The organism is Chryseobacterium tongliaonense (genome assembly GCF_041224435.1).
Taxonomy (GTDB): Bacteria; Bacteroidota; Bacteroidia; order Flavobacteriales; family Weeksellaceae; genus Chryseobacterium; species Chryseobacterium tongliaoense.
Window position 1 is genome coordinate 22,332 of the sequence record NZ_JBGFFD010000014.1, and the last position, 20,363, is coordinate 42,694.

Annotated in this window: 25 protein-coding genes; 17 read left to right on the forward strand and 8 right to left on the reverse strand. The window is 35.7% G+C overall.

Translation table 11 applies throughout. The features are described 5' to 3' along the window. The first annotated feature begins 55 nt into the window (after positions 1-55). The 14 genes from AB8P06_RS19580 to gcvP all read left to right on the forward strand — a co-directional run bounded on the left by AB8P06_RS19580 (position 56) and on the right by gcvP (position 11,412). Positions 56-487, forward strand: a complete 432-nt coding sequence (locus AB8P06_RS19580) for a VOC family protein (RefSeq protein ID WP_007840253.1) — start codon at positions 56-58, stop codon at positions 485-487. 76 nt (positions 488-563) lie between these two features. Beyond that, complete coding sequence (locus AB8P06_RS19585) at positions 564-977, forward strand: SRPBCC family protein (protein ID WP_369844164.1); 414 nt, start codon at positions 564-566, stop codon at positions 975-977. Positions 978-1,012: 35 nt separating this feature from the next. Then, a complete protein-coding gene (locus tag AB8P06_RS19590) occupies positions 1,013-1,255 on the forward strand; it encodes a helix-hairpin-helix domain-containing protein (RefSeq protein ID WP_369844166.1) in 243 nt (80 codons plus the stop codon). A 126-nt stretch (positions 1,256-1,381) separates the two neighbouring features. Continuing rightward, complete coding sequence (locus AB8P06_RS19595; protein WP_369844167.1) at positions 1,382-2,242, forward strand: VOC family protein; 861 nt, start codon at positions 1,382-1,384, stop codon at positions 2,240-2,242. Between the two features lie 42 nt (positions 2,243-2,284). Further along, positions 2,285-3,139: a VOC family protein gene (locus AB8P06_RS19600; protein WP_369844169.1), complete on the forward strand. Its 855-nt coding sequence runs from the start codon at positions 2,285-2,287 to the stop codon at positions 3,137-3,139. 45 nt (positions 3,140-3,184) lie between these two features. Beyond that, complete coding sequence (locus AB8P06_RS19605; RefSeq protein WP_369844171.1) at positions 3,185-4,018, forward strand: SDR family oxidoreductase; 834 nt, start codon at positions 3,185-3,187, stop codon at positions 4,016-4,018. 73 nt (positions 4,019-4,091) lie between these two features. Continuing rightward, positions 4,092-4,520, forward strand: coding sequence for an SRPBCC family protein (locus AB8P06_RS19610; protein WP_369844173.1), 429 nt, complete (start codon positions 4,092-4,094; stop codon positions 4,518-4,520). Between the two features lie 111 nt (positions 4,521-4,631). Next, positions 4,632-5,075, forward strand: coding sequence for an SRPBCC family protein (locus tag AB8P06_RS19615; protein WP_369844175.1), 444 nt, complete (start codon positions 4,632-4,634; stop codon positions 5,073-5,075). A gap of 90 nt (positions 5,076-5,165) precedes the next feature. After that, positions 5,166-5,624 carry a DoxX family protein gene (locus AB8P06_RS19620; protein ID WP_369844177.1) on the forward strand — a complete coding sequence of 153 codons (459 nt, stop codon included), beginning with the start codon at positions 5,166-5,168 and terminating at the stop codon, positions 5,622-5,624. A 229-nt stretch (positions 5,625-5,853) separates the two neighbouring features. After that, positions 5,854-6,432 (forward strand): RNA polymerase sigma factor, encoded by a 579-nt coding sequence (locus tag AB8P06_RS19625; protein ID WP_369844179.1) that lies wholly within the window; start codon positions 5,854-5,856, stop codon positions 6,430-6,432. Between the two features lie 14 nt (positions 6,433-6,446). Continuing rightward, positions 6,447-6,791: a hypothetical protein gene (locus AB8P06_RS19630; protein ID WP_369844180.1), complete on the forward strand. Its 345-nt coding sequence runs from the start codon at positions 6,447-6,449 to the stop codon at positions 6,789-6,791. Positions 6,792-6,883: 92 nt separating this feature from the next. Beyond that, positions 6,884-7,141: a hypothetical protein gene (locus tag AB8P06_RS19635; RefSeq protein WP_369844182.1), complete on the forward strand. Its 258-nt coding sequence runs from the start codon at positions 6,884-6,886 to the stop codon at positions 7,139-7,141. Between the two features lie 341 nt (positions 7,142-7,482). Then, positions 7,483-8,130, forward strand: a complete 648-nt coding sequence (locus tag AB8P06_RS19640; RefSeq protein WP_369844184.1) for a J domain-containing protein — start codon at positions 7,483-7,485, stop codon at positions 8,128-8,130. 423 nt (positions 8,131-8,553) lie between these two features. Continuing rightward, the gene (gcvP, locus tag AB8P06_RS19645; RefSeq protein WP_369844185.1) at positions 8,554-11,412 is read left to right on the forward strand and encodes an aminomethyl-transferring glycine dehydrogenase; all 2,859 of its coding nucleotides are present in this window, start codon (positions 8,554-8,556) and stop codon (positions 11,410-11,412) included. A gap of 74 nt (positions 11,413-11,486) precedes the next feature. Here gcvP and AB8P06_RS19650 read toward each other — a convergent pair whose 3' ends face one another. Together AB8P06_RS19650 and AB8P06_RS19655 are read right to left on the reverse strand one after the other, a co-directional pair. Beyond that, on the reverse strand, positions 11,487-11,666 hold the full coding sequence (locus AB8P06_RS19650; RefSeq protein ID WP_369844187.1) for a hypothetical protein: 180 nt from the start codon (positions 11,664-11,666) through the stop codon (positions 11,487-11,489). Between the two features lie 152 nt (positions 11,667-11,818). Beyond that, positions 11,819-12,541: an AAA family ATPase gene (locus AB8P06_RS19655; protein ID WP_369844189.1), complete on the reverse strand. Its 723-nt coding sequence runs from the start codon at positions 12,539-12,541 to the stop codon at positions 11,819-11,821. Between the two features lie 758 nt (positions 12,542-13,299). Between AB8P06_RS19655 and AB8P06_RS19660 the strand changes: the two genes are divergently transcribed. Beyond that, positions 13,300-13,695, forward strand: coding sequence for a DMT family transporter (locus AB8P06_RS19660; RefSeq protein ID WP_369844191.1), 396 nt, complete (start codon positions 13,300-13,302; stop codon positions 13,693-13,695). A 164-nt stretch (positions 13,696-13,859) separates the two neighbouring features. Here the strand turns inward: AB8P06_RS19660 and AB8P06_RS19665 are convergent, their stop codons facing one another. The 4 genes from AB8P06_RS19665 to AB8P06_RS19680 form a co-directional block, all read right to left on the reverse strand. After that, positions 13,860-14,465 carry a DapH/DapD/GlmU-related protein gene (locus AB8P06_RS19665; RefSeq protein WP_369844192.1) on the reverse strand — a complete coding sequence of 202 codons (606 nt, stop codon included), beginning with the start codon at positions 14,463-14,465 and terminating at the stop codon, positions 13,860-13,862. 71 nt (positions 14,466-14,536) lie between these two features. Continuing rightward, positions 14,537-15,196, reverse strand: a complete 660-nt coding sequence (locus AB8P06_RS19670; RefSeq protein ID WP_369844194.1) for a glycosyltransferase family 32 protein — start codon at positions 15,194-15,196, stop codon at positions 14,537-14,539. Between the two features lie 260 nt (positions 15,197-15,456). Next, on the reverse strand, positions 15,457-16,437 hold the full coding sequence (locus AB8P06_RS19675; RefSeq protein WP_369844197.1) for a hypothetical protein: 981 nt from the start codon (positions 16,435-16,437) through the stop codon (positions 15,457-15,459). A gap of 3 nt (positions 16,438-16,440) precedes the next feature. Next, complete coding sequence (locus AB8P06_RS19680; protein ID WP_369844200.1) at positions 16,441-16,869, reverse strand: hypothetical protein; 429 nt, start codon at positions 16,867-16,869, stop codon at positions 16,441-16,443. Between the two features lie 196 nt (positions 16,870-17,065). Between AB8P06_RS19680 and AB8P06_RS19685 the strand changes: the two genes are divergently transcribed. Then, on the forward strand, positions 17,066-18,142 hold the full coding sequence (locus AB8P06_RS19685) for a sensor histidine kinase (RefSeq protein ID WP_369844202.1): 1,077 nt from the start codon (positions 17,066-17,068) through the stop codon (positions 18,140-18,142). After that, on the forward strand, positions 18,139-18,864 hold the full coding sequence (locus tag AB8P06_RS19690; protein WP_369844204.1) for a LytR/AlgR family response regulator transcription factor: 726 nt from the start codon (positions 18,139-18,141) through the stop codon (positions 18,862-18,864). The genes AB8P06_RS19685 and AB8P06_RS19690 overlap by 4 nt, the downstream gene beginning before the upstream one ends. Positions 18,865-18,885: 21 nt before the next feature. Here AB8P06_RS19690 and AB8P06_RS19695 read toward each other — a convergent pair whose 3' ends face one another. After that, entirely contained in the window at positions 18,886-19,512 is a 627-nt protein-coding gene (locus AB8P06_RS19695) for a class I SAM-dependent methyltransferase (protein WP_369844206.1), read from the reverse strand. A gap of 60 nt (positions 19,513-19,572) precedes the next feature. Then, positions 19,573-20,307 carry a DNA-formamidopyrimidine glycosylase family protein gene (locus AB8P06_RS19700; protein WP_369844208.1) on the reverse strand — a complete coding sequence of 245 codons (735 nt, stop codon included), beginning with the start codon at positions 20,305-20,307 and terminating at the stop codon, positions 19,573-19,575. Positions 20,308-20,363: the final 56 nt, after the last annotated feature.

Sequence of the window (20,363 nt, forward strand, 5' to 3'; positions counted from 1 at the left end):
TTTTCTTAACGGTTCAACATTAAAACATAATACTCACTTTTAAAAATTAAATATCATGGCTAAATTAAATCCATACCTAAATTTTGATGGAAAAGCTGAAGAAGCTTTCAATTTTTACAAATCTGTTTTCGGAGGAGAATTCCTTGGTGAAGTTCATAAAATGGGAAATGCTCCCGGAACTGAAAACTTATCCCAGGAAGAAAAAAACAGAGTGATGCACATTGCACTCCCAATTGGAGGAGATTTACTGATGGCTTCAGATATCGTTCCGGGATTCGGACAGAGCCTGACCGTCGGAAATAATAACTATGTTTCTATTTTCCCGGAATCAAGAGATGAAGCAGACCGTCTTTTCAAAGGACTTTCTGAAGGCGGAAATATAGAAATGCCGATTGAAGACCAGTTTTGGGGTGATTATTTCGGAAGCTTTCAGGACAAATACGGTGTTCATTGGATGGTGAACTATAACGAAGGATATACAAAATAATCTTATATTTAAATAAATTTTACAAAGGGTGACCGGGTTTTCGGTTGCCCTTACACACCACATTAAAAATAAAACTATGGATCCTGTTAAAATTGATATCACAATTCTTGCCCCTGTTGAGAAGGTTTGGGATTATTTTAATGCTCCCAGACACATTACAAAATGGAATTTCGCTCATGAATCCTGGCAATGCCCGACTTCTGAAAATGACCTAAGAGTCGGCGGGAAATTCAAAACCAGAATGGAAGCCAAAGATAAAAGTTTCGGATTTGATTTTGAAGGAATTTATGATGAGGTTCTTCCCAATGAAAAAATAAAATACCACCTTGAAGATGGTAGAAAAGTAGAAGTGATTTTTGATAAGGTGGATGACAACACCACAAAAGTTACTGAGATTTTCGATCCTGAAAAACAAAACTCTGTGGAAATGCAGCGTGAAGGATGGTACGCCATTCTTAACAATTTCCATAAATACGTTGAAAATCACTAAAAATCTTTTCTGCAATCATGATCAATTTAATAATAATGGCAAAATGTTTAAGCTCCATTTGCGCTGTTAATCATGTTGCCAATGGTAATTTTCTTGAAGGGATTCTGGCAATACCTGCAAGAAGAGCTTTGGAAAAAGAGAAAATTGATTCTTTGGAAAAGCTTTCAGACTATTCCGAAGAAGAGATTATGCAACTCCATGGCTTCGGAAAGAATGCAATGGTAAAACTGAAAAATCACATGAAAGAACATCAGGTTTCTTTTAAGACATTACACTAAACCACAAGGTTCAGGCTTGTTGAAGGATTTCAAGACATAAATATAAGAAACTTAATATCCTCAACAGCTTATTAAACCTTAATGGTAACGCTCTACACTATTTAAATCACCCTTAAATTTAAAATCATGAATAACGATATTTTTCCTTGTCTCTGGTATGACGGAAACGCAAAAGAGTCCGCAGAATTTTATATCAGAATATTTGGCGGAACAATAACTACAGACACACCGGTTGTAATGAATATTGATCTTTTTGGTCAGAAAATCATGCTACTCAACGGTGGCCCTCAATTTGAAAAAAATCCTTCGGTTTCCTTTATGGTAATCTGTGAGACGGAAGACGAAGTACAGAAATATTGGGATCAGCTAATGGATGGCGGAACAGCTTTGATGGCCTTAGATTCCTATCCATGGAGTAAAAAATATGGCTGGGTTCAGGATCGCTACGGCGTTTCGTGGCAGCTATATCTCGGTGAAAAACAAACCGATCAGAAAATTGTTCCGACCCTGATGTTTATGCATGAAAATAGCGGAAAAGCAATAGAAGCAATGGAGTTCTATACCCGAACATTTCCCAATTCAACAATCGGAAACGTTCTGAGATATGAAGACGAAAGTGAAGAAGCAGGAGAAGCTCCTGAAAATGTTAAGCATGCCAACTTTACAATTGATGGTTACAATTTCTATTGCATGGATTCTTCCTATGACCACAAGTTTGATTTTAATGAAGGTATTTCAATAGTAATGATGACAGACGACCAGGAGCAAACGGATCATCTTTGGAATACCCTTACTTCAGACGGAGGCCGGGAAAGCATGTGCGGCTGGCTGAAAGATAAATACGGCTTAAGCTGGCAGATTGTCCCTAAAAGGCTTATTCAGCTGATGAGTGATCCGGATCAGGAGAAAGCTCAGAAAGTAGTTCAGGCAATGATGCGGATGCAGAAAATCGTGATTAAAGATCTCGAAGAAGCTTATTCCTCTTAAAGTTTGATCAGGTAATTAAATATAAATGTAAAGTTTAAAACGATGAACAATACCATTTTTCCGTGTCTCCTGTATGACGGAGATGCAAGGCAATCAGCTGACTTCTATTCTACAGTGTTTGATGCGAAAATTATCTCTGAGACTCCTTTTGTTGTTGATCTTGATATTTTCGGACAGAAATTAATGCTTCTAAACGGACCTCAGGTTGAAAAGAACAGCTCAGTTTCTTTTCTGATTGCCTGTGAATCTGAAGATGAGGTTCAGAAATATTGGGATCATTTAGCAAAAGATGGAATGGTCTTAATGCCTTTGGATTCCTATCCATGGAGTAAAAAATACGGCTGGATTCGTGATAAATTTAATGTTACATGGCAATTGTTTCTAGGTGAAGATCCGGGTAAACAAAAACTTGTACCGACATTAATGTTTATGCACAAGAATAATGGAAAAGCCATGGAAGTGATGCAATTTTATACCCATACTTTCTCGGATTCGGGCATTGGAAAAATCCTGAAATATAAAGATGGCGGAGAAGAGAATGAAGTTCCTGAAAATATTCAGCATGGCCAGTTTGTGATTAACGGATATCATTTGTTTTGTATGGATTCTTCATATGATCACAAGTTTGATTTTAATGAAGGAATTTCAATGGTTGTGATGACTAATGATCAGGAAGAAACCGATTATTTATGGAATACTCTTACCTCAGATGGAGGAAGTGAAAGCGTTTGTGGATGGCTGAAAGATAAATATGGTTTAAGTTGGCAGATTGTCCCTAAAAGACTGATGCAGCTGATCAATGATCCCGATAAAGAAAAAGCCCGGAAAGTAATGGAAGCCATGATGAAAATGAAGAAAATCATCCTGAAGGATATCGAAGACGCTTACCAATCTTAATTTTTTCGGCTTGCTGTTTGATGCTATTTAGAAAAAGATTTGCTTATGAAAACACAGAACAAGTCACAATCTAAATCAAAAGCCCCTAAAGAAGGGTTGTTCCCTGAAATCATCCGGGAAAACTACCGGGGAAGTAAAAAGCTTCTTAATAAAACAGCTGTTATTTCCGGTGGAGACAGTGGAATAGGACAGGCTGTAGCAGTGCATTTTGCGAGAGAAGGAGCAGATGTAGCCATCATTTATAAGGAAACCGATAAAGATGCCAAAGAAACTCTGAAACTGGTAGAAAAAGAAGGCCGGAAATGCATTGTGCTGAAAGGTGATATTTCCAGAAGCGCTTTCAGAACCAAATGTGTAGACCGGATCAGGAAAGAATGGAAAAACCTGGATATTCTGGTTAATAATGCAGGTGTTCAGTTTCCTAAAAATGATATTGAAAAAATTTCCGATGATCAGATTAAGGAAACCTTCAATGTCAATATTATTTCAATGATTGCATTCACACGGGATTTTTTACCATTAATGAAAAAAGGCGGCCGGATTATCTGCACCACTTCAGTCACTGCATACCGTGGAAGCGACCACCTGATTGATTATTCTGCGACGAAAGGAGCTATTGCAACCTTTATCCGCTCATTGGCAACCAACCTTGGAGAAAAGAAAATTTTAGTCAATGGAGTTGCTCCGGGACCCATCTGGACGCCTCTTGTGAAAGAAACGTTTGACGACCTTTCCACGTTTGGAAAAGATAACCCGATGAAAAGAGCAGGGCAGCCTTCGGAAGTGGCTCCTGCCTTTGTTTTCCTGGCTTCGGAAGATTCCAGTTTTATTACCGGTGAAATTATTCACATTAATGGGGGAGATTTTGTAGGCGGTTGATATTTTAAATCTATCTTTAAACCGTAAAGTCATAAAAGCTTAAGCTAGATCTCACAATACTAAAAATAAAAACATGGAAACATTAGTGTATGAAATTCAAATCAATGCAAGTCCGGAAAAAGTCTGGGATGTACTGTGGAGCGAAATCACCTACAGGCAATGGACGACAGCTTTCACAGACGGCTCTTTTTATCAGGGAACACTGGAGGAAGGAAGCATTGTAAAATTTTTCGATCCTAATAATAACGGAATGTACAGCCGTGTTGAAAAAAATGTACCTAATAAAGAAATGAAATTCTTACATCTCGGTGAAATTTATGACGGGGTGGAAAGTCCTCAGGATTGGGGTGATGCCACAGAAACCTATATTCTCGAAGAAACCGAAGATGGAACCAGATTGAAAAGTGAAATTCATTCTCCGGTTGAGTTCATTGCATTTTTTGAAGATAAATTTCCAAAAGCTTTGGGAATTGTAAAGAATTTATCCGAAAACCAACTTTAATAGTTTGGTGCTTTAACACCCAAGTTCATCTTCCGGAGCGATGTCAAATCTTTGAACTGACGGGATGATTGATATTCGACTTAATAAAAACCAACCACAAAAATTTAAAATATGGAAACATTATCGTACGAAACAATAATCGATGCTCCTTTACAAAAAGTATGGGACATCCTGTGGAGCCCTGAAACCTATGGTGAATGGACAAAATTCTTCAGCCCCGGTTCTCAGATGAAATCCGATTGGAAAGTAGGCGGAAAAACTTATTTCCTGAATGCTGAGAATGAAGGAATGGTTTCTACCATTGACAGCCTTGATGAGCCGAATCAGATTGTATTTAAACATCTGGGAATGGTAGATAAGAATGGTTTGGAAGATACCCAAAGTAAAGAAGTAATGGAATGGAACGGATCTTTTGAAAAATATTTCCTGATCGATTTTGACGGGAAAACCAAACTTCATGCAGAAGTCCAGACTGAGAAAAACTGGGAAGATCATATGAATACCGGTTTTACAAAAGGTTTTGAAGTAGTAAAAAATCTGGCAGAAAATAATTAATTTTATTCCGCAGATTTGATAGATGATCAGGTTAAATTAAATTAATTTATGTTGGGAAAGTCTGTTAAATCTGCGGAAATTTAATAAAATATGAAGTTATTATTAATCCTTTTCGTAACATTTATTCTGGCTTTGCTTGGAACAAAATTATTTCAGGGAAGCTGGAATTTATTATTTTCCGGAAATCTGGGTATGGCGGTTTTCATCATTTTTACAGGATTCTCCCATTTTAAATTCCAAAAGGGGATGGCGATGATGATTCCTGACTTTATTCCTGCCAGGATGTTTTGGGTATATTTTACCGGAGTTATCGAAATTGCAGCCGGAATAGGATTAATGGTTCCTTCCCTTCGCGAAACTACCGCCATTCTGCTGATTATTTTTTATATCCTGGTTTTTGCAGCCAACATCAATTCATCGAAAAAAAGAGTGAATTTGTTCAAGGCAGATTACACAGGCCCCGGAATGGACTATCTTTTTAAAGAAAGGCTTCCGATGCAGATTATTTTAATTGCATGGACCTGGTATTTCGGGATTTATTTAAACTAACTGACAAGTTTTCATCCTCTATAAAAACGGAAAGTATTTTGCTTTCCGTTTGTTGTTTTTATATTTAATGAGCTTTTAGTGAAATTCCTGTAAATGACTGGCTTTGTTTTGATTTTTTAAAGCTTTAAAGAAGTCAATGAAGAATATGATGGATAAAAGAAAAGCTTAAATTCATAAAAATATTTTAAATTTATTAAAGTAAAATAAAAAGACTGATCGTCATAGCAATATGGAGGTTGTCGAAAAAATAGCAATGCCACAGAAAGAGAAAGAAAGTATCATCTCGCAAACCGTTTCAAAGTACGGCGGTAAACTGATGTCTTTCATTCGTCCCAAAGTGAAAAATACCGAAGATGCAGAAGATATTCTGCAGGAGGTATGGTATCAGTTCAGTAGTCTTACCAATCTTTCGGAGATTGTGAATGTAGGCGGATGGTTGTACAGAGTGACTGCCAATAAAATCACGGACCGTTACCGTAAAAAGAAAACAGAAAACCTTGAAGATTTTGTCTATGAAGATGAAGACGGCAGCTTCTCTATAAAAGATATACTTCTGCTGGATGAAAGTGCAGGCCCGGAAGTAAAGATGTTTCAGGATGAAATCTGGAAAAAATTATTCGAGGCCCTGGAAGAGCTTCCTGAAAAACAAAAACTGGTATACATAGAAAATGAGCTGAATGATAAAACTCTTCAACAGATAGCCGATGAACAGGGCGAAAATATAAAGACCATCATCAGCAGAAAAAATTACGCAGTGAAACATCTAAGAAACAGATTGAGAAGATTATACGAAGATTTAAATAGTTAGTAAAGAAGAAAGTTATGAATTATAAACACAAAAAAGGTTGGATTTTTTTTATATTATGTCCGCCATTGATTTTCCTCGGGGTTACATGGATTGTAATGGCCCTCTGGAATAGCCTGCTTCCCGATATTTTAGGTGCAAAGACAATTACCTATTGGCAGGCGATGGGAATATTGATTTTGAGTAAAATTCTTTTCGGAGGATTTCATTTCGGAAAAGGAGTGAGGGAATTTAAGGAGAAAAAGATGATGAGAGACAGAATGATGAGCTTATCTCCGGAAGAAAGAGAAAAATTCAAAGAAGTATGGAAAGATAAATGTGCCGGCGGGTTCTTTAACAGGCATAACAGAAACAACGAATAATTAAAAATTTTTATAGAAGTAGTAAAGTAAAAATTAGAGTTCATTCGTCTATATAAAAAACAAGAAGTAGTAAAATTTAAAATTTTGAAAAAATGAAAAATTCAGCATTAAAAGGTGCTCTTGGAGCATTAGCCGTTGTGGGTGTAGCATTAGTTGCTAAGAAAATGGCAGAAAGAAAAAGATTTGTAAGAGGTATTTTTGATGAATACGGAATCAAAGAAAGATCACCTTTCGGCCTTGCAGATAAAATCAGAGAAATGAATGATGAGCAGTATCAGGAATTAAAAGGTAAGTTTAAAAAAGAATTTGCTTCAAGATGCTGCAGAAAAGATGAGGCTTACGAAGCGTAAGTATTCAAAACTAAATTGAAATTGTTTAATTCCGGCGCGGGAAGCAGAGCTTCCCGCGCCGGAATTTTTTATATGAACTGGTGGCTTCGGGAGCTTCTGAATTGAATTTACTAAGCCTTCACTAAACCTTATAGGTTTTTAAAACCTATAAGGTTTAACAATCAAATATGATGCAATTTAAAACTTAATTGTTCGAAATTATTGATTACGATTTCTTGTGATCTGGAAATACACATTATAAACACCTGGGTGGCTGAGGTTCCCGAAGCCACCTTACTTAAGGCACGCAGCTATTTGTATTTAAAAAAGAAAAATAATTCCTTATTTTTGCAGGGTTATACATGAAAGACTACTATTATTTTCTCGGTATTTCCCAGGATGCTTCAGAAGAAGACATCAAAAAAGCCTATAGAAAACTGTCATTAAAATACCATCCTGATAAAAATGAAAATGATGATTTCTTTGCAGATAGGTTCCGCGAAATTCAGGAAGCGTATGAAACATTAAGTGATCCGGGCAGAAGACGGAGCTATGATCAGAATTTGGAAAGTCATCAGAAAAGTTTCAGATATAATATTCCGCCGGCAATCAAAACGTTTACATCGAATAAAATTCATGCGAAAAAAGGAGAGGAGATTATCATCAACTGGCAGACCAGCAATGCGGATGTTGTGAAAGTGCTTCCTTTCGGGCTTGAGAAACCTTACGGGGAAAGAATTTTTAAAATTACGGAGTTTAAAGACGGTAAATTCCAGCTCTTGCTTCATGCTACCAACTCATTGTTGCATAAAACAGTCGTTCAGGGAATTACAATTACAGAAGTTTTTGAAAACGATTCGGAGAAATTTAAGAGCAGTGTTGAAGAATTATTCAAACCACAGCCGCGTACAGTAATCAACCGTAGAGGGGTGCCAAAAATTATGATGCTGATCTGGGGTATTCTGATCCTGGCGATTGCAATTTATTTTTTAATAAAAAGCTTTAGCTAATTAAGCCATTTTTTTTCTTCCCGGACACTTTTTGCATCTTTTGCCTTTCTTGAATTTTTTGCAGCAAGACTTTTTTTCACAATACATATCTTCATTATTGAATGCATATACGGGAGTTAAAGCAGGAACTTTAAATGGGACGATCATATTCATGATGCAAATATATTAATTTAGAATAAATATAATTAATAAAATTTGAAATAATTTTCAATACTGGTTATTAGAGGGTTATCTTTAAGTTTTGAACCGTCTTTTTAGGATCAGGAATTGAAATTGTCTCCAAAAAATTCTCCGGAAAAATTAGGTTTTTAAAACGAACGGGCATTTTTCGATGATTGATCCGTAATTTTTTGACTGTTGTACAATCCCTTAAAAAATTGTAATTTTACCCATCTTTTTTACAAACAAAATCTAATATAAAAAATGAATACAGAACAGTTTGTGAGCCGTCACATTTCCTTAAACGAAGCCGATAAACAGGCAATGTTGGAAAAAGTTGGCGTTTCAAGTATCGAAGAGTTAATTTCTCAAACCATCCCTTCTTCTATCCGTTTAGAAAAAGATCTTGATATCTCAGAACCGCTTTCAGAATACGAAATGCTTAATCATTCGAAAGAATTGGCATCGAAGAATACTGATTATACAAGCTACATTGGTTTTGGATACCACAATACACTTTTACCGGCGGCTATTCAGAGAAATATTTTTGAAAACCCGAGTTGGTATACTGCTTATACCCCTTACCAGGCGGAAATCGCGCAGGGAAGATTGGAAGCTCTTCTTAATTTCCAGACTGTAGTGTGTGATCTTACAGGTTTTGGTTTGGCGAATGCTTCATTATTGGATGAATCAACAGCTGCTGCTGAAGCCATGCACATGTTCTTTAACAACAGAACAAAAGATCAGAAAAAAGCGAATGCCAATAAATTCTTCGTTTCAGACCTTGTTTTACCTCAAACAGTTTCTGTATTAAAAACAAAAGCTGAAGGTTTAGCGATCGAAATCGTAGAAGGTGATCACAAAACACATCAGTTTGACGGTTCTTACTATGGAGTTTTATTACAATATCCTGGTAAAAACGGGATCGTTTTAGATTATACGGAAGATATTGCAGAATATAAAAAATTAGATTTACAGGTTGTTGTCGCTTGTGATCCGATGGCTTTGGTTAAACTAAAATCACCTGCTACAATGGGAGCAGATTGTGCGGTAGGAACTTCACAGAGATTTGGTATTCCATTGGGTTACGGAGGTCCTCACGCAGCATTTTTCTCTTGTAAAGAAGATTATAAAAGAGATATTCCCGGAAGAATTATCGGGGTTTCTCAGGATATGTACGGAAAACGTGCATTGAGAATGGCTTTACAAACCAGAGAGCAGCATATCAAAAGAGAAAGAGCAACTTCAAACATTTGTACAGCTCAGGTTCTTTTGGCGGTAATGGCTGGGATGTATGCAGTTTATCACGGTCCGAAAGGATTAAACTATATCGCTGATCAGATTCACTTTAAAGCCAATGCTCTAAAAGGCGGTCTTAAAGCTTTAGGATACCAGACGGTTGAAGAACCGATTTTCGATACGGTGAAAATCATCATGAACGAAGATGAAAAAGGAAGATTATCAAGAATGATGCTTGATCACAAGCTTAATCTTAACTATTTCACAGAAGGCGTTGTAAGCATTGCGATCAATGAAAGTACAACATTAGATAAATTAAATGTTCTGATGGCTTCTTTTGCTCAGTTCAAAGATAAGCAGACTTTCAAATTAGAAATAAAAGAAGGATACAGCATTCCTGAGGAGAATTTAAGAAAAGACGAAATTCTTACAGAAGAAGTATTCAACAAATACCACACGGAAACAGAGTTGATGCGTTACATCAAACGTCTGGAAAGAAAAGATTTATCATTGACTCATTCAATGATTTCTTTGGGATCTTGTACGATGAAACTGAATGCAGCAGCAGAAATGTTACCGCTTTCATGGGACAACTGGGGAAGTATTCACCCGTTTGTACCGGTTGACCAGGCTGTAGGTTATCAGGAAATGATCCGCGAACTGGAAAAAGATTTGGCTGAAATCACCGGTTTTGCAGGAACTTCTCTTCAGCCGAATTCAGGAGCTCAGGGAGAATATGCAGGATTGATGGTGATCAGAGAATATCATATTTCAAGAGGGGAAGGTCACAGAAATGTAGTATTGATTCCTCAGTCTGCACATGGAACAAACCCTGCTTCTGCAGCAATGGCAGGAATGAAAATCGTGGTTGTTAAAAATCTTGAAAACGGAGAAATTGATTTCGAAGATTTAAAAGCAAAAACAGAAGAACATTCAGCTAATTTATCTTGTGTGATGATCACTTATCCGTCAACTTACGGATTCTTTGATGCCAACATTATTGAAATTACAAACTTAATCCACCAACATGGCGGACAGGTATATATGGATGGTGCAAATATGAACGCTCAGGTAGGATTTACAAGTCCTGGAAACATCGGAGCAGACGTTTGTCACTTAAACCTTCACAAAACTTTTGCGATTCCTCACGGTGGTGGAGGTCCCGGAGTTGGCCCGATCTGTGTGGCTAAGCACCTGGTTCCTTTCTTACCTACGAATGCGAACATCAAAATAGGTTCTAAAGATGCTATTGAAGGTATTTCTGCAGCACCTTACGGTTCCGGTCTGATACTGAACATTTCTTACGCTTATATTAAAATGTTAGGAGCTTCAGGATTGAAAAAGGCCACGGAACATGCAATTTTAAATGCTAATTATTTAAAAGAGGTTTTAGCAGAGCATTTCCCGATTTTATATTCAAACAAAAACGGAAAAGTAGCTCACGAATGTATCGTAGATTTCCGTCAGTTCAAATCATTGGGAATTGAAGTGGCAGATGTGGCGAAAAGATTGATGGATTATGGTTTCCATGCTCCTACAGTTTCTTTCCCTGTTGCAGGAACTTTAATGATCGAGCCTACAGAATCTGAAAGCAAAGCGGAGATCGATCGTTTTGCAGAGGCTTTAATTGCGATCAAACATGAAATTGATGAGATTGCAAACGGTGAAGCTGATGCAGCGAATAACGTATTGAAAAACGCGCCTCATACAGAGCAATTGGTTATCTCCGATTCATGGGACAAACCTTACAGCAGAGAAAAAGCAGCTTATCCGTTAGAATGGGTGAGAGACCACAAATTCTTTGCTTCTGTTTCCAGAGTGGATGAAGCTTATGGTGACAGAAACCTGGTTTGTACTTGTGAGCCGATTGAAGCTTATATGTAATCGAATTTTTTTCTAAATAATAAAAAAATACCGCTCAGATTGAGCGGTATTTTTTGTTTGTTACATTATATTTTCTACTGTCTTCTCTTCACAGTGTATGCTGCAGCAATGGCTATTCCCATTGTAAGAGCGGTTATAATTGAAATAGTTTCAATTGAAGTTTCACTTTTTACTTGTGATGTGTTTTTTTTATCGCATGAAAAAAAGAATAATACTGTCATTAAAAGACAGCCAGATAGTATTTTTTTAATCATAATGTATTTGTTTGGTTATTAATTTTTTATGATCAAAAAGTATACCGAATTTATAGACTAAAAAAATAGCTGTTTTTACTAAGATTAATGTCCGGTTTTAGCCATTTGCATTCATTATATTATCATTAGCAATATTTAAAAGAGGTTTGCTTTCAAATTTTGGCAGAAAATTCCTTTGCCTCCAGCTTTTTAATCAAAGCGGATTTGACTAATGTAAAAGCATGATCTTTGGCTTCCGCAAAAGAAATGTCGTATTGACGATCAATAGTCCTTAAATCCTCAGGAAACTTAGACAAAAGGCTGTCATAGAATCGGTCTAAAAATTCCCGGGATGGCATTTCATACTTAATTCTCAATTGGAAACGTCTCAGTAAGGCCGTATCAATAATTTCGGCATGATTGGTCGCACAAAGGAGCAATGCATTTTCAGGATAATAATCAATCAGCTGAATCAACGTATTCACAAGCCTTCTCATTTCGCCCACATCCTTATCATCACTGCCTCTCGCTTTCCCGATCTGATCCAGTTCATCAAGGAAAAGAACCGATCTTTCTCTCGAAGCTTTATCGAAAATCATTTTAATATTCTGCGAAGTTTCCCCAATCCTCGATGAAATGATATTGCTTAAATTCAGGATGATAATATTTTTGCCTAAAGCATTGGCAATCGCTTTTGCCGTCATTGTTTTCCCACATCCTGAGCTTCCCTGCAGTAAAACCTTATTGTTGACCGGAAGCCCGTATTCCAGAAGTTTTTTGCTGTAAGTCTGCTCTTTGATGAGCTGTACAAACTGCTCTCTGTTAGTTTCAGTAAGGAATACATCATTAAGGGTTACTTCTTCTTTGTCCTGGATTATAAGGTTGTACAGATTCATGCTCAGAAAAATGTTTAGAGGTACAAAGATAAAGCTTTCCTGAAGTTTATAAAAAAGAAAAGCCGGACATAAAGCCCGGCTAAACTATGATATTAAAATTTGTTACGTAATAAAATTGTATTTTATGCTTTTGGGCCCTTTTACTCCCGATGAGTAAAAGAGCTGCAATCTGATATGATCAGACCGAAAACATAAAACAATACAATTAGTAAAAGTTCTCTATAAGTTTTTAAACCTGATAGAGTCTTTAATTAATTTCTTTCTCTTCTAACAGTCATGAAATAAGAAGTGAATACTACTGCACATGTTGCGAAAAAAGCGTAAGTTACCATTTTTGTTTTATTTTTAATTATTTGACTTTATTTTGATGATTTCTTATTTGCAATATTACAGCTTTCAAATTACATGCCAAAACAAATAATCATGATGTTTATCAGTGAGTTATGTTGTTTTATTGTTCATTTTATGTACATGTTTGTTTACATAAATTTAATATATTATTAAAAATTTTTGTGTATTTTTATTGTCTTATCTGTAAAAAAGTATGAATCTGACAATTGTTTTTAGCTTTACATTTCAGACTTGATAATACAAACAATAAAGAATGATCTGCATAATATCCCACTTAATTGTGAATCGAAAGGTTGAAATTATACTCTAAAGATCTCTAATGTTAAGAAAAATTATTTTTTATTCTAACCAGTGTGAAATTTGTGTGTATTTTTTTGTCAGTATTCATGGCTTAAATGACAGTGAAAATGTGGCATAAAAATAAAAAACTGCTTAATTTTCCTATTTTTGTCACAAGTATAAACAGTATCGGACGCAGCTACCTATATCTTCTTTTAGCCATTGTTTTTGAAATTATTGCGACTACATTTTTGAAAAAATCGGAAGAATTTTCTAAGCTTTTGCCTTCAGTGGTAACTGTAATTGGATATTCGGCAGCTTTTTACTTTCTGAGTTTAACGCTCCGTCAGATTCCTGTAGGGATCACTTATGCGATATGGTCCGGAATAGGGATTGTATGTATTACGATTATTGGAATAATTGCTTTTAAACAGGTTCCTGATCTTCCTGCGGTCATAGGAATTGCTTTAATCATTATCGGGGTTATTGTTATTAACCTGTTTTCAAAAATGGGAAGTCATTAGTTAGATTAATGAAATTAGATTTTAAACCATTAAGGATTTAATTAAGCTATTAAGAATATTAAGATTGCTTCGCTTAAGATTTGTTTTTTAAAATCAGAATGATTGATCTTAACTTATCTTAATTCTTCAATCTTCTTAATGGTTCGAGAATTTAATTTTGTTATTTAAAATAGCAGCTGCTCAATAAGCTCCAGTCTTTTTACAATACTTTCTTTATCTAATATTGTACCCGGTGACAACACGGCATTGGCTCCGATTCTTGAACCATCACCAACCAGCGAACCAAATTTCACACTTCCTGTTCTGACAATTTCACCATTAAAAAGAATTGAAATTTCTTTGTTTTTCCTTTCGTTGTAATGATTGGCACATATGGAACCGGCTTCAAAATTAATTCGGTTACCAATGATGCTGTTTCCTATATAATTGAAATGGGCAACAGCCGTTTCATTAAAAATAATGCTTTGTTTAATTTCACTTCCCGGACCTATTTTTACATTCTTTCCGATATAAACAGGACCCCGCAGATAAGCATTGGCACCAATAACGGTATTTTCTCCGACGATAATTCTGCCTTTTAAGATGATATTCTGTTCTACGACTGCTGTTTTATGAATAGCAATATCCCCGGAAATGATATAATTCTCCCCGATATCGCTGAACTTTTCCTGAAGAAGATCATCCAGGTTATTGATGATTTCCCAGGGCTGAAGTGCCACATCTGAATTGAAAACGGAAAAATTTTCGATAAAATCGCTGATGTTGATCATGTAACCGGATTAATATTTAGATGAATACTGAACGCAAATTTAAATATTAATCTGATTATAATTTCACAAGGCTAGATTTTAATAATATCCTGTGTCGTCTGCTTTTGCTTCCAATGCTCGGCTCTCTTTTCATACAGGAAGAATTTTCCCAGCTTATATTTGAATTTCAGATATCCCCGAAATTCAATTCCTTTGAATAACCTGTGGGGTACATCCGGATTTTCATTCAGGCTTTGCTGAATAGCTTCGCTAAATACGGTAGGCCCTGTTGTAGCATGGATATCATGAGGATAGCGATGCGTTTTTATATTATCGAGCATCAGCTCTAAGGTTTTTTTTAGAAAAGGATGATTCTTATTAAAGATTAATCCCCATTGCACATATAAATCAGGATGTCTTTCTCTACTGATCACAGCTTCATCATTATCTTTTATCAGATATTTTAACGGTCTTGTAATGGCGCTGTCAACATCCAGATAAATCCCGCCTTTTTTATATAAAATAGCATATCTGAAAAAATCGGCTTTTGCAGCACCAATAGTTAATCTGTTATAATTTTCTATGTATTCCGGTGGAAATTCTTCGGTGATAAACTTCTGTATATCATGATCATCATAAAAATAATAACGATACTCAGGGTTTTTTCTTTTCATATTCCATATGTGAAGCTTTGTAAGCCATGGAAGCTTTTTCGACTTAAAAGTTTGAAATATTTGTTTTGGTATGGCCATATTTAACAAGTTAAAAAAGCACAGATATATTATTCACTCAATAGTAATGCAGGGATGAATAACAGGTTCTGTGTGAGAAAATTCAATACGTGGTAGTTGTGTTTAGATAAATTTTTTAATAAAAGTTAAATATTACCTTAAAAAAAAATTAAAATTTATTTCGTTGTATCAGTCAGAAATAGGTTAAGCGTATTGTAATTATGTTGTTATGATTAATATTTTCTTAAACCAAGACTGTTTTGATATGTAGAGAATTAAAATTATTTTGATCTCGGCCTTCCAAAAGGATTATAAGAAACCCCGATATTGAAATAGAAAGAAGGTTTTGTAGTAGCTTCGAAAATATAATCGTTAAAAGATTCCTCTTTATCAAATATCCTCGCTCTCGGCGTAAGCCTTAAACCGGTTTTGAGGGTTCCGATAAAATTAGAGCCTAAGTTATGCTCATAAATAGCTCCTGAATTGATGGCAAGCTGTCTGAATTCATAGGTCTTATCTGAATTATAGAGATAAAAAGAAGTATTACTCATTTCCGAACCTAAAGAAATCCGGCCGTTTGAGAAAATATTTTTTCTCATCAGTAGCTTTTGGGGCAGGATAATATCAGCAGTCCAGCCGTTATCAAATTTATGTTCATAAGTAAAAACGGGAAGTACGGGAATTTGTGTGCTCCGATCGATCATAACGGCTAATCCTACAGACATTTTTGTTTTGGCGTTGGCCTTTAAAATGATATTTCCGGTTGCCATTCCACGAACTCTTTCAAAATGCTGATCACTCCCGTCTACTGAAGCTGTAGCTGAATATACGGCGATCTTATTGAATAATTTTGAAAAATACGTAAAGGTTAATGCTTCCGAATGATAATGGAAATTTCCCTTATTGCTGCTTTCTCCGGAAAATAAAGAGGTCGGATTTTCAGTTTCTATGGAAGTGAAACGATAATTTAAAGCCGTACTCAGCATCCATTTTCTGTTTTTAATAAAATAAATATTGGCATTAGCATTGACCTGGCTAAAGTTTTTGACTTTATTATCCGGAAGATCCATTCCCTGAAATGCTGAAGAATAATGATAAGGCGTAAGCTGGGTGTATTCAATATTAAGGTCACGGGTTTGTGGAAATTTATCGGTAACAAAAGCAACTACTTTATGCGGAATGCTGTCTTTTTTCTGTGCCGACATCGTATTCTTAAACGGAAGTATGGCCAGCGGAACTAGAACTTTTCTGATGATTTTCATAATTTATTTCAGGATATTAATTACTGACTGGAAAAAATTGAAAAGGAATATTTTATCATAGAAAATTTCGATGCTGTTTTCGATGATAAAATCAGTGTGACGACTGGAATCCCGGTTCATTTCTTCTTCTACAAAAACAAACCATAGCTCCTGTAAATGCTGCCGTTTTTTAAATTCTTCACAGGCATTTAAATCCAAAGGCATTGAATGTTTCAGGTCATAAAATAAAATTCCTTTTTTAATGCCGTCTTCTTCAATAATGTTAACGGAATGATGGAGGTAATCAAAGATCTTTATCTTTGAATTGTAGCATTCTACAAAATGATGCAGATCGATAAGTTGAATTACTTTTTCTTCCTGCTGTGAATCGGTCATAAAGAAACACTCCAATGTTATCTTTTCAGTTAGTTCCTGGAAAACGGCTAGGTCCATAGATGATAAATTAAACAGGGCAAAGGAATAGAGAATTCCTTCTTATATTTATTTTTTTATACGAAACGGATGATATTTTATACAAAATCCGGAGTCGAAATTTTTGGTATAATAAATTCCCGGGTTTGTATAATATTATACCCTTTATTTCCGTTATTAGATATTTTTGTCTTTCTTTAAAACCCGTTCAGATCATATGAAGTGTAGCCCACAGGAATTGAAAAATGCAATAGTTATCGATTTTCTCGTAGAAGACCGGTATCGGGTTTTGCGTCATGTGGTATTTCTGATCTTCTTTTTTCTGCTGTTGTTTTTTACCAGTTTCTGGGGCTGGTATTCAGGAATCTATAAATACTATGTTTTGTTCTTTGTGTATACTTCACTGATCATTATGGTATACATAAATATTTACATACTGGTGCCTTTATTCTTTTTTAAAACCCGGTACACGACCTATTTCTTTTTATTGGTTTTAATGGGAGTTATCGGGCTGAATTTTATAGGCTATTGCTTTAATCACTATTTCTCAGACTATAAGATAGAAGCGATGAAAAATATTGGCCGTAAGGGCGGAATGTACGAAGGCATTATGATGTGTATCCCGATTATTCTGATCAGTACTACTGTAAAATTACTCCAGAAATGGACCCGGGATAATAAGAAAATCGTTGAACTCAGCAATCTTACTCTGAATATGGAGCTTAATGAACTGCGCAATCAGATCAACCCCCATTTTCTGTTTAATATGCTAAATAATGTAAAAGCTCTGATAAGAACCGACCCTGAAAAAGCCTCGACGGTTATCGTTAAATTATCCGAATTTTTAAGATACCAGTTGTATGAAAACGGAGAAGAAAAAACATTGCTGTCTTCAGAGATCGATTTTTTATCCAACTTTCTTAATCTGGAAAAAATAAGAAGAGAAAATTTCTCTTTTGAAATCGAAAGCAAAACCGATAAACGAATCCTTAACAGCACTTTTATTCCGCCGAATTTATTTACCACCTTCGTAGAAAATGCTGTGAAGCACAGTGTAGATATGAGTAATAAAGAATCCAGTGTGAACATACATATTGAAATACAGAATCAGAAGCTCTACTTCGTCTGCTGGAATTCCCGCGATCCGGATTATCCTGCTTCAGATGAACATTACAGCGGATTAGGATTAGCCAATATTAAAAGAAGGCTCGAGCTTTTATATGAAGATACCCATAAGCTGGAAATAATTTCCACAGAAAAAGAATATATCATTAATTTAATTATTCCTGTATGAATTGTATAATAGTAGATGATGAGCCATTGGCAAGAGCAGAAATGCGCTCGCTGATTAATGAAGTTTCAAAAATTGAGATTCTTGGAGAATTTTCCAATGCCCCGTCAGCACTGGATTTTTTAAAAACAAATAAAGTTGATCTTATCTTCCTGGATATTGAAATGCCTTTGGTGACCGGCTTGGAATTTGCTGAAATGCTGCCGAAAAACACGCTCATTATTTTCACGACAGCCTATTCACAATATGCCCTGAAAAGTTATGAACTGGATGCCATAGATTACCTGTTAAAGCCTATTGATAAGCAAAGACTGGAAAAATCTATAGAAAAAGCAGTGCTTTACACTGAGCTGTTATCAAAAGACACGGTAAAAAATACGGTTGAATCCAATACATCTGAGTTTTTATTCATCAAAGCAGAAAGAAGGTTTTATAAAATCAATTTTTCAGAGATAAAGTTGATAGAAGGGCTGAAAGATTATGTGGTCATTCATACCCAAAATCAAAAGCTGATCACAGCCATGAACCTGAAAACAATCCATCAGAAAATTTCGTCAGATTCATTTTTAAGGGTAAGCAAATCTTATGTTGTAAATATTGATTATATCGACTCATTCGACAGTCATAATATTTACATCGGTGACTCGGAAGTTCCGTTGGGTGAAGTTTATAAATCTGAGTTTTTTGCAAAATATGCAGGCGGATTCCTTAATACCGATCTGTAAACTTTCAGAAATAAGACATCACTATTTCTTTTGTCCGACAAACCTGATTACTGAGCCTGTTCCGTTGTGGAATAAGCCTTCCTGAAGTTCTGTTTCGGTTTCTGCCAGTTCTATAATATCATAGTCAGGAAAATCGGACCTGATCTCATCGACGGAAAATAATGAATCTATATCTTTAGGACCACCCACTTTTTCATTCTTTAAAACATAATCGAGATGGCTTTTACTGAAAGCTTCAAAAATAATAAAGCCTCCTTTACGCAGGTATTGATCCAGCATTTTATGAACGGATGATTTAATTTCGGCAGGGAAGTGGGCATAAATAAGTGCAATGGCATCAAACTGCCCTTCCTGAAAATCCAGAGTCTGTAATTCGCCTACCTGATAATCGATCTTCACATTATTGCTTTCTGCCAGTTGTAATGCTTTGTTTTTCCCTTCAGAGCTGATATCAAAAGCAGAAACCTTCCATCCGAGTTGAGCGGCAAAAACGGCATTTCGACCTTCACCCTCAGCCGGGAAAAGAATAGAGCCCGGATTGAGTTTTTCCAGTTGGGTTTTTAAATAATTATTGGGTTCTGTGCCATAGGCAAATTCTTCATTGCTGTATCTTTCATCCCATCGGTCAAGCCAGGTTTTATCAGTCATTATATCGTTTTTAAACTTTTATAAATGTAAAACATTTTCTCGCTTTTAAAAACATGATTTTTAATATAATTTCTGATCTTTTTCACAATAAAAGCTCCGCCTTTTTCCAAGTCCGGTTTGTTTCTTAATGAGTTTTTCCCCACATTTCGGACATGTACTTTTCGTGTGAACCAGCCAATGTTTTTTCAATACAAAATCCCTTTTCCAGTCCAGAAAATCAAAGCTATAGTTTCTGGCTTCAGCGATCAGTTCTTTTCGTTTTTTCGGAGGTAAATTTCCAACAATACTTTCAGGCTGTACTCCAATTCTGAAAAGTACTTCATTTTTAATGATATTCCCGACGCCGGAAAAAATATCCTGGTTCATCAGGGCATCACAAACCATCATTCCAGGCTTTGCCTTCAGTTTTTTTTCTGCATTTTCAGGACTCCAGTCATCACTCAGTACATCGGCTTTCCAATCGATTGTATTGAGAAATTCCGGTTCAACGGTCTTTACAGAACAGGTGTAAAAGTACATTGCTCCTTTTTCAAAATGTAGGGCTAATCTTAGACTTTTGTCTGGCTTTGTCTGCTCATCAACACCATAAGAACCGAACATCAGCAAATGAATTCTGATGCAAATGTCATCAAAAACAAGATACGTCTGTTTTCCGAAAGTACGGATTTCATGCAGGATTTTACCTTTTAACGGGTCTTTATCGAATTTTGCATTCCCGTTGGCATCAATTACTTTACGGCCTACAAATGGTTGCAGGCTTTCTTTCATAAGTAGTATGGAAGGACCTTCTGGCATAGCTTTATTTTTCTATAAAAGTTCAAATAGTATTCCGTAAAAGTAAAATTTGAAGT